The organism is Promineifilum sp. (SeqCode) (genome assembly GCF_041918635.1).
In the GTDB taxonomy this organism is placed as follows: domain Bacteria; phylum Chloroflexota; class Anaerolineae; order Promineifilales; family Promineifilaceae; genus Promineifilum.
Genome location: NZ_JAYRVJ010000369.1, coordinates 1 through 9529, shown reverse-complemented (window position 1 = coordinate 9529; position 9529 = coordinate 1). Strand labels below are relative to the sequence as shown.

Annotated in this window: 11 protein-coding genes and 1 pseudogene; 10 read left to right on the top strand and 2 right to left on the bottom strand. The window is 64.3% G+C overall.

The window, feature by feature from the left end; all coding sequences use genetic code 11:
- Nucleotides 1–146 precede the first annotated feature (146 nt).
- Nucleotides 147–1040 (bottom strand): CHAD domain-containing protein, encoded by an 894-nt coding sequence (locus ACE3UY_RS11670; protein WP_374687697.1) that lies wholly within the window; start codon nt 1038–1040, stop codon nt 147–149.
- A gap of 192 nt (nt 1041–1232) precedes the next feature.
- Here ACE3UY_RS11670 and ACE3UY_RS11665 point away from each other — a divergent pair, with 192 nt between their 5' ends.
- A complete protein-coding gene (locus tag ACE3UY_RS11665; RefSeq protein WP_374687696.1) occupies nt 1233–1481 on the top strand; it encodes a hypothetical protein in 249 nt (82 codons plus the stop codon).
- A 38-nt stretch (nt 1482–1519) separates the two neighbouring features.
- On the opposite strand, the gene ACE3UY_RS11660 is transcribed toward ACE3UY_RS11665, so the two are convergent.
- Nucleotides 1520–2527 carry a hypothetical protein gene (locus tag ACE3UY_RS11660; protein WP_374687695.1) on the bottom strand — a complete coding sequence of 336 codons (1008 nt, stop codon included), beginning with the start codon at nt 2525–2527 and terminating at the stop codon, nt 1520–1522.
- A 186-nt stretch (nt 2528–2713) separates the two neighbouring features.
- On the opposite strand from ACE3UY_RS11660, the gene ACE3UY_RS11655 reads away from it, so the two are divergent.
- The 9 genes and pseudogenes from ACE3UY_RS11655 to ACE3UY_RS11615 form a co-directional block, all read left to right on the top strand.
- Nucleotides 2714–3622: an ATP-binding cassette domain-containing protein gene (locus tag ACE3UY_RS11655; RefSeq protein ID WP_374687694.1), complete on the top strand. Its 909-nt coding sequence runs from the start codon at nt 2714–2716 to the stop codon at nt 3620–3622.
- Nucleotides 3623–3681: 59 nt separating this feature from the next.
- Nucleotides 3682–4473, top strand: a complete 792-nt coding sequence (locus ACE3UY_RS11650; protein WP_374687693.1) for an ABC transporter permease subunit — start codon at nt 3682–3684, stop codon at nt 4471–4473.
- Between the two features lie 290 nt (nt 4474–4763).
- Complete coding sequence (gene rpsB / locus ACE3UY_RS11645) at nt 4764–5687, top strand: 30S ribosomal protein S2 (RefSeq protein WP_374687692.1); 924 nt, start codon at nt 4764–4766, stop codon at nt 5685–5687.
- 21 nt (nt 5688–5708) lie between these two features.
- Nucleotides 5709–6314, top strand: a complete 606-nt coding sequence (tsf, locus tag ACE3UY_RS11640; protein ID WP_374687691.1) for a translation elongation factor Ts — start codon at nt 5709–5711, stop codon at nt 6312–6314.
- Between the two features lie 85 nt (nt 6315–6399).
- Nucleotides 6400–7116 carry a UMP kinase gene (gene pyrH, locus ACE3UY_RS11635; RefSeq protein WP_374687690.1) on the top strand — a complete coding sequence of 239 codons (717 nt, stop codon included), beginning with the start codon at nt 6400–6402 and terminating at the stop codon, nt 7114–7116.
- 76 nt (nt 7117–7192) lie between these two features.
- On the top strand, nt 7193–7750 hold the full coding sequence (gene frr / locus ACE3UY_RS11630) for a ribosome recycling factor (protein WP_374687689.1): 558 nt from the start codon (nt 7193–7195) through the stop codon (nt 7748–7750).
- Nucleotides 7751–7752: 2 nt separating this feature from the next.
- Nucleotides 7753–8487 carry an isoprenyl transferase gene (locus tag ACE3UY_RS11625; RefSeq protein WP_374687688.1) on the top strand — a complete coding sequence of 245 codons (735 nt, stop codon included), beginning with the start codon at nt 7753–7755 and terminating at the stop codon, nt 8485–8487.
- 20 nt (nt 8488–8507) lie between these two features.
- The gene (locus ACE3UY_RS11620) at nt 8508–9347 is read left to right on the top strand and encodes a phosphatidate cytidylyltransferase (protein WP_374687687.1); all 840 of its coding nucleotides are present in this window, start codon (nt 8508–8510) and stop codon (nt 9345–9347) included.
- A gap of 30 nt (nt 9348–9377) precedes the next feature.
- Nucleotides 9378–9529: pseudogene (locus ACE3UY_RS11615) on the top strand (fructose-bisphosphatase class I); the annotation flags it as partial.

The following is a 9529-nucleotide window of genomic DNA, read 5'->3' as shown; positions in this document are numbered from 1 at the left end:
GCCCCGCAGCGGTCGCACTGGACGTAGAAGTAGATACCCTGGGTATCGACGTACTCCCCCGCCGGTTTCGCGTTGTCGGCCCCACCGAGGAGGCGTTTGAGAAAGCCCATGAGATTCTCCCTTGTAGCGCGGGTTGGCAACCCGCGTTACAGCTTGGCCAGCGCCAGGGCCAGCTCGCGCCGCACTTCCAACCGGTCGATCTGGTCGTAGAGCGACCGGAACCCGGCCATCAGGCGGTGTAGCTCCGTTTCCTGCACGCCGCCATAGACGGCCACCTCTTCCGGGCAGCACGTTGTCTCGCCCAACAGCCGGACGGCCACGTTGGCGTCGTTGAGATCGCCCAGATGCACCTGCATCAGGCGGGTCAATTCGAGAATCTCGCCGCAACGGCCGCCCAGAATATCCTCAAAGAAGGTCAGGGTATAGCGCAACTCCTTGAACTGGATGCGCAATTGGTGAAACTGCGCCGGGGTGGCCTCGGCCAGCACGTCGCCATAGGCGCGCACCGCGCCGACACGCTGGAACAGCAGCGCCGGCAGGGCGTGGCGGACGAGCAGCGGCGCGGCCTGTTCGTCGCCACGTGGCCGGCCCGCGCCGGGCGTCTGCGTGAAGGCGGCGTAGCGCGCCAGGAACTTGCGCGGCTTCTTGCGCTTCAGGTAGCGTTGCAGTTTGGCGTCCGCGCGGCGCTGGCGCGTGTCCAGGTCGGTGGCCAGCGCCAGAAGCGGTTGCTCGGCCGTCTCGTTGTAGGCGGCCAGCTTCAGCTGGAAGACGGCCAGGTCGCGGCAGGGGGCCAGCCGCCGCATCAGCCGGCGCAGCCCCCGCCGGTAGGGCCGGAAGGCGTCTGGCGCGTAGTAGGGCGCGAAAAGCTTGAAGAGGGTGAAGGTGCGGCGAATGGCCTTGCGCGTCTCGTGGACGGCGGTCACGTCGGCCGTCCGGCGCAGGGTAGGCAGGTGTTCGTGCACCGTGGCTAACTCGTCGGCCATCATGAGCCGGCCGGCTTCGGCGAGGGGCAGGTCGGGTGAGATCGGCGTGTGGATCATGACCGTTAGATTCTAGCACAATTGCTACTGAAGACCTGACAGGTGGGCAACCGAATACGCCCTCACCCGGAACGAACCCGAATGGCCGCCCACCTGTCAGGTCTGGGCCGTTGTTTGCCGCCCACAGGGGGCGACCGTATAATCCGCTTGAGTGACAGCGGCTCGTCCCGCTGAGCGACAGGAGCTATTACCGTGGCGATTGCAAAGGAAAAGACCGACGCCGAACAGCGTGAGGAACAGAGAGCGGCCCTGGATCGCATTCGCAAGGGCCTGGCCACACGGGTGCGTATTCTCGTCGCGCCGGATGCCTGTCCGGTTTGCCGGGCGTTCGAGGGCGCCTATGAGTTTGACGACGTGCCCGAGTTGCCGCTGGAGGGGTGTTCGCGGGTGGGCGGCTGCAACGCCGTCTACGCGCCCGTCCTCGACCGCTTCGGCCCGTGAAGAGGAAGAATCCGCAGATTACGCAGATTTTTCAGCGGCTAGTTGATGTCGTCGAGGATGTCATCGATGTCATCCGTGTCGGCGTCGTTGGTGTCCCAGGGGTGGGGGTCGCGGGGCCGCCACTCTCGCTCGGGGGTGAATAGCTCCCCTTCGCCCGCCTGCTCCAGCCCCAGATTGTAGACGATATCGGCCAGATCGTCAGCGCTTAACTCGATCCCCTCGCGCTCGACCTCTTCCAGTTGGCTTTCCAGCACGTCGCGCTCCACCAGCTTCTCGGAGATGCGCCGGCGCAGGTCGGCGGCCAGTTCCGCCAGCAGGTCGCGCCCCTCGGCCGCGGCGCGCTCGGCCCGCTTCATCAGCCGCGCGCTGTCGTGCCGCTCCAGCGTGAGCAACTCCTGTGCGATCTCGGTCAGCCGGCGGTGGCAACGTTCGACCTCGCGCGCCAGGGCCTCGGCCAACTCCTGGTCGGTGCGGGGCGCGCGTGGGGCGTTGTCCGGCTCGGCCGCCAATCGCCGCAGCGCGTCCAGGTCGCCGGCGGTGTAGGCGGCGTTGATCGCCATCATCAAGTCCGTCCGGTAGGCGCGGTCGGCTTCTTCTACCGCCAGGTCGGGGTGGAAGCGGCGGGCCAGTTGGCGGTAGAGCTGCTTCAACGCCGCCAGTTGCTCGCCGGCCAGCGGCGCGCGGGTGGTCTCGACCCTGGCCCGGTAGCGGTATTCGCCGGAGGCCGCCGCGCCGCTCTCGCGGTCAAAGCGCCACGTCTCGCGGGGGCGCGCCGCGGACGGCTCGCCAAAGTCGAACAGGTCTTCCTGGTAGCGGCGTAGCTCGCGGCGCAGATCGTCGATCTCCGCCTGGAGCGCGTCGAGCCGGCGGTTGAGCGACTCCAGCCGGGCGCGCACCTGGAACTCGAAAGCGCTGATGGCCGACAGACGCTCGGCCAGTTGGGCTTCGGCGTCGATGAGTTGGGGGCGTAACTCGGCCAGCACGCGCTCCAGTTCGATCACCCGTTCGCGCCAGTTCTCGCCCGTCTGCGCCAGTTCCTTTTCCATAGGCTTGGATTATACTCGATTTGATGGGACGCAGATTGGGACGCAGATTTTCGCTGATAAAGGTCATTCCACTTCTTATCAGCGAAAATCAGCGTCCTGAATCGGCGTCCATCAGCGTCCCATTCTGCCCGCTTGACACAGCCCGCCCCGCTCGATATAGTGCAAGATGGCTTGGGAGTCCGCGCTATGATCCAGACCGAAAACCTCACTAAATCCTTCGGCGACCACCTGGCCGTTGACCGGCTGACGTTGAGCATCGCCGAGGGCGAAGTGTTCGGCTTCCTGGGGCCGAACGGGGCCGGGAAGACGACCACCATCCGCATGCTGACCAGCCTCATCGCCCCCACCTCCGGCAGCGCCCGCGTGCTGGGCTACGAAGCCGGCCGCGACGACCAGCAGATACGGCGCAACGTCGGCATCCTGACCGAGACGCCGGGCATGTACGACCGTCTCTCGGCTCATCGCAACCTGGCTATCTTCGCCCGGCTCTACGAGGTGGAGCGCGTGGACGCCCAGGTGGAGAAGTACCTGAAGTTGCTGGGGTTGTGGGAGCGGCGTGACGACCTGGTGGGCGAGTTCAGCAAAGGCATGCGCCAGAAGTTGGCCATCGCCCGCTCGCTGCTGCATGAGCCGCGCGTCGTCTTTCTGGACGAGCCGACGGCCGCCCTCGACCCGGAGGCGGCGCGGCTGGTGCACGACTTCATCAACGAGATGAAGGGGCAGGGGCGCACCATCTTCCTTTGCACCCACAACCTGGACGAAGCCGACCGGCTGTGCGACCGGGTGGCGGTCTTCAAGACACAACTGCGCGTGGTGGACACGCCCGGCCGCTTGCGCCGGCAGGTCTATGGGCGGCAGGTGGTCTTTCACCTGCGCGACGCGGCCGAGCCTTTCCTGCCCGTGGTGCGCGCCCTGCCGTTCGCGCAGCAGGTGGAAGCCAGCGACGGCAAGCTGGTGCTGACGCTCGACGACCCGGAGGCGCACAACCCCGATGTCGTCCGCGCCCTGGTCGCCGCGGGGGCGGACATCCAGTTTGTGGGCGAGTTGCGCTACTCCCTGGAAGACGTTTACCTGCAATTGGTGAAAGGGGACTGACTCAGGTGCGATGCACTTTCTGAAGTGCGTTGCACCTGGATGATCAGACAAGGAACAGTATGGACAAAATACGTACCATCGTCGGCAAAGAGTGGTCGGAGGTGTTCAAGAACAAGATGGTGTTCTTCTCCGTCCTCTTCCTGCCGCTCATTCTGGCGGTCATCCCCCTGGGCATGCTGTTCACCTTCAACCAGGCCGAGGGGATGGAGGCTGAGTTCAGCGACCCGGAGATCATGCAGCTGGCCGGGGGACTATGCGCCGGGCTGGGGCCGGTGGAATGCACCCTCGTCTACACCCTGAACCTGTTCGTGCTGATGTTCATGATCCTGCCCATCGCCATCCCGGTGACCATCGCCGCCTACAGCATCGTCGGCGAGAAGACGACGCGCAGCCTGGAGCCGCTGCTGGCAACGCCCATCACTACCGTCGAACTGCTGCTGGCCAAGACCATCGCCGCCGTCGTGCCGGCCATTGGCGCGACGTGGCTGGCCTTCGGCATCTTCCTGCTCGGCGCGCGGTTTCTGGCCCCGCCGGTTGTCTTCGCCGAGTTCTTCAAGCCGCACTGGCTGCTGGCGATCCTGGTGGTCGCGCCGCTGCTGACCATTCTGTCCACCTGCGTGGCCGTCATGGTTTCCTCGCGCACGTCCGACCCGCGCGTGGCCGAGCAACTGTCGTCGGTGGTCATCCTGCCGCTGGTGCTGCTCATCATCGGCCAGGCGGTGGGGCTGATCCTGATCGATGAGCGCGTCATCCTGTTGCTGGCGCTGATCGTGCTGGTGTTGGACGTGGCGCTGGTCTATCTGGCGATCAAGCTCTTCCGGCGCGAGACCATCCTGACGCACTGGAAGTAAGGGCGGGTTTCAAACCCGCCTCTACGGACGCCCCTTGCTTATTTCGCCTACATCTATATAATCAAGACGATTTCCTGCCATCGCTTCCCTTCCTGGTTAGCAAGGCAATTTAACAGTTCACACACGCCTGGACTGAAGTGGTTGTGCTCGCACGGCAACCCGCCACCCTCCCAGGCCTCTTGCACGTGAGGCCGCCCCGGGACGGTCGCGGGCTGCCCATTGGCCATGCGAGTTCCACGACGGGATGAAGGGCGTGGAAGACGAAAACAATTCAAAAGGAGAATAACCTCATGGCCATTGTTTCAATGAAGGCGCTTCTGGAAACAGGAGTGCACTTCGGGCACCGGACGCGGCGCTGGAACCCGAAGATGAAGCCGTACATTTTCACCGAGCGCAACGGGATTCACATTCTCGACTTGCAGCAGACCATCGTCCTGATCGAGGAAGCGTACAACGCGATCCGCGATACCGTGTCGGCCGGCGGCGACGTGCTGTTCGTCGGCACCAAGCGCCAGGCGCAGGACACCGTAGCCCGCGAAGCGGCCCGCGCCGCGCAACCCTACGTGAATGACCGCTGGCTCGGCGGCACGCTGACCAACTGGCGTACCATCCGCCAGCGCATCAACTACCTGCGTGAGCTGGAGACCCGCCGCGACGCCGGCGAGTTCGACTTGCTGAAGAAGACGGAACGCTTGCGCATCGAGCGCGAGATCGAGAAGCTGAACCTGCGCCTTGGCGGTATTCGCGAACTGCGCGACCTGCCGGCGATGCTCTTCATCGTCGACGTCAGCCACGAAGAGACGGCCATCCGCGAGGCGAACACGCTGCGCATCCCGGTCGTCGGCGTGGTGGATACCAATAGCAATCCAGACCCCATCGACTACGTCATCCCGTCCAACGACGACGCCATCCGGGCCATCAAGCTCATCGTCGGCAAGATGGCCGACGCGGCGCTCGAAGGCATTGCCATGCGCAAAGAGACGATGCAGGAAGAGGTCACCGACTTCGACCGCTACCGCTACGAGAGCTTTGACGGCATGGAAGACGCCGAGGACGAGATGCTGCTGGGCGCATCCACGCTGCGCAAGATGCGCGAGGCGACGCCGGGCGCGGTCGATCTGGCGGCCGAGAAGGACGTGACGGTTGACGTTTCCGACATGGTGGGCGACATCGCGATGGAGCCGGCCGGGGTTACTGAGAATACCGAAGAGTAAGACAGGGAGAGTAGAAGAGTCATGGCGATCACAGCCGAAATGGTGAAAGAGTTGCGCGGCGTCACCGGCGCCGGCGTGTTAGAGGCCAAGAAGGCCCTGGAGCAGACCGAGGGCGACTTCAACAAGGCCGTGGATATCCTGCGCGAGAAGGGCGCGGCCCGCGCCCTGAAGCGCGCCGACCGCGCGGCGAAAGAGGGCATGATCGAGTTGTATACCCATCCGGGCAACCGGATCGGCGTCATGCTGGAGTTGAATTGCGAGACCGACTTTGTGGCCCGCACCGAGCAGTTCCGCGAACTGGCGCATAACCTGGCCCTCCACATCGTCTCCGCCGCGCCGCGCTACATTCGACGGGAAGAAGTGACGACCGCTGAATTGGATCGCGAGATGGCCGTGTTGAAGGCTCAGGCCATCGCCGAGGGCAAGCCGGAAGCCATTGCCGAGAAGATGGTCGCCGGCCGCATCAGCAAGTTCTACGAGGAGTTCTGCCTCCTGGAGCAGCCCTTCGCCAAGGACGAGAAGGTCAAGATCAAGGACATGCTGGCCGACGCCATCCGCACGACGGGCGAGAACATCATCGTCCGCCGCTTCGCCCGCTATGAATTGGGCGAATCGTTGGAAGATTAAGAGCTGAAGGGGCGGGGAGCCGGCGGGCTTCGAGCCTCGTCGCGTCCCTGATGTCACGGAACGATAGAACGAGGACAAGAAGCCAATGTCAGACGTGCGGTACAAACGCATCCTTCTGAAAATGGGCGGCGAAGCGCTGGCCGGCCCCGGTGGATTTGGCATCGATCCGCAGCGCGCGAAAGAGGTCGCCCAGGTCGTGAAAGACGTTCACGACCTGGGCGTCCAGATCGCGCTGGTCATCGGCGCGGGCAACCTGTGGCGCGGGTCGGACGGCACGACCCACGGCATGGAGCGCTCCACCGCCGACCACATCGGCATGCTGGCGACCGTGATGAACGCCCTGGCTATGAAGGACGTGCTGGAGCGGGGCGGCGTGGTCACGCGGGTGCAGACCGCCTTTGAAGTGCGCACCATCGCCGAGCCTTACATCCGCCTGCGAGCCATTCGCCACATGGAAAAGGGGCGCGTCGTCATCATCGCCGGCGGCACAGGCAACCCCTACTTCACCACTGACTCGGCCGGCGCGCTGCGCGCCATGGAGCTGAACGCCGAGGTCATGATCAAGGCCACCAAGGTCGGCGCCATCTACGACGACGACCCCATGAAGAACCCCAACGCCAAGCCGTTCGCGCGCCTCTCCTACCTGGAGTTCCTGAGCCTGCGCCTGCGCGTGCTCGACACAACCGCCGTCTCCCTGTGCATGGATAACAACATGCCCATTGTTGTGTTAAACTTCTGGCAGAAAGATAGCGTCAAGCGTCTTGTGATGGGCGAAACCGTCGGCACGACCATCTCGGCCTGACGGACACGACCAGTTATCCCGGTCGCGCGTGGCGCAATCGCGTGGCGCGACGACCGGCCATACCGCGGAGGTTCCGATGATTGCTGATGTGATGCGAGAAGCACGAAATCGCATGAACGGCGCGATCACCTCGTTGGAGTCGGACCTGGGCGCTTTCCGCACCGGACGCGCCTCCACTAAGCTCGTCGAGCACCTGAAGGTGGAGCAGTACGGCATGGAAATGCAACTGAACCAGATGGCCGTTATCTCGGTGCCGGAGCCGCAGCAGCTCGCCATCCGGCCCTATGACCGCAGTTCCCTGTCGGTCATCGAGAAGGCGATCATGAAGTCCGACCTCGGCATCATGCCCAACAACGACGGCCAGGTTATTCGCCTGAACATCCCCCGGCTGACCGAGGAGCGGCGGCGCGACCTGACCCGCATCGTCGGCCGGCGTGTGGAGGAAGCCAAGGTCGCCGTCCGCAATATCCGCCGTGACCTGAACCACGACCTCAAGGAGCTTAAGGACGAGAAGCTCCTCGCCGAAGACGATTTCACCCGCGGCGAGAAGCAGTTGCAGGAGATAACGGACAAGTTTATCAGTCAAATCGAGGATATCGGCCGCACCAAAGAGGCCGAGATCATGGAAGTTTGAGCATGGCTCGCCACACAGAGGCCCTGGATCTTTCATCGCTGGAGGTGCCGACACATGTGGCGATCATCATGGACGGCAATGGCCGCTGGGCCAAACGTCGCGGCCTGCCGCGGCAGGCGGGCCACCGCGCTGGGGCGGAAAACTTGCGCCGCATCATCCGCGCCTGTGTTGAGTTTAACATCAAGGTTCTGACCATCTACGCCTTCTCCACCGAGAATTGGGGTCGGCCCAAGACCGAGGTTCAGGCGCTGATGAAGATCTTCGCCCGCGTGCTGGATCAGGAGACGGATGAGTTGAACGCCAACGGCGTTTGTGTCCATCACCTGGGCGACCTGACCGGGGTGGAGCCGAAGTTGCAGGAGAAGGTGCGCCGGGCGCTGGAGCTGACGCGCAACAACGAGCGCCTCATCCTCAACGTCGCCTTCAACTATGGGGGGCGGGCCGAAATCCTCCACGCCGTGCGCCAGATGTTGGCCGACAACGTGAAGCCCGAAGCGCTTAACGAGCAGCTGTTCAGCTCCTACCTGTTCACTAAAGGGCTGCCCGATCCCGATCTGGTCATCCGCACCAGCGGCGAACTGCGCATCAGCAACTTCCTCATCTGGCAGGCCGCCTACTCCGAGTATTACCCGACGCCCGCGCTCTGGCCGGACTTTGGCCGGGAGGACTTGTATGAGGCGATCGTGGCCTTTAACCGGCGCGATCGCCGGTTTGGATTGGTAACCGACGCAGCCTGACCGCTCTATATCTCGCCATTATGCTCCAGCGAGCCATCGTCGCCTTCACCGTCGGGCCTGTGCTGCTCCTGGCAGCCTATCTGGGTGGGTGGTTCTACTTCATCCCTCTACTGCTGCTGTTGCTGGTGGCCGGGGTTGAATATGCCCACATCATGCGCGCGCTGAAGCACAACACACCGCTCTGGTTGCTGTTGCCGGCCATCGTCGCGCTGCTGGCGGCGGCCTGGTGGCCCTACGCCTGGGGGCCGCAGTGGAATCTGGGCGGTCTGGCCCTGTTCATCAGCCTGTTCGCGGCGCTCATCTACGCCCTGTGGCTCTTCGAGCGCGGCGACACACTCGACGCGGCCCTCGACTGGTTCGCTCTGGTGGGCGGCATCATGCTGCTCGGCTGGGTGGGCAGCCACTTCTTCCTGCTGCGCAGCCTGCCGGAAAACGGCTGGCGCTGGACGACCGTGGCCTTCATGAGTATCTGGACAGCCGACATGGCCGCCTTCCTGGTTGGCAAGTACCTGACCGGCCGGTGGCCGCTCGGCCGCCACGCCCTGGCCCCGCGCCTAAGCCCGAAGAAGACAGTCGAGGGGTACGTGGCCGGCGTCATCGCCGGGCCGGTGTTTGCCACGCTGACGGCGCTGGTGCTGGATTTGCCCCTCGTGCTGGCCGGGCTGGCCGGGCTGGCCGTGGGCGTACTGGGCCTGTTCGGCGATCTGAGCATCTCTCTGCTGAAGCGCGAGGCGGGCGTGAAGGATTCGGGCCGGCTCTTTCCGGGCCACGGCGGCGCGCTCGACCGCCTCGACTCGCTCATCTGGGCGGTCGCCATTGTCTATTATCTGGTCGTCTACCTGGGCCCGCTCTTCACCTAGCCGGCCCGCGAGGTTGTTTCCTTCCCACTTATCCCTTTCCCACCCACCAATCGCCGACAAGGAGCGCAGCCTGTGTCAACCGTCACCACCATCGAACGCTTTATTCTGGAGCATCAGCCGGACTTCGCCCGCGGCGAGTTGACCCAACTGTTATACGACATCGCCCTGGCGGCCAAGATCAT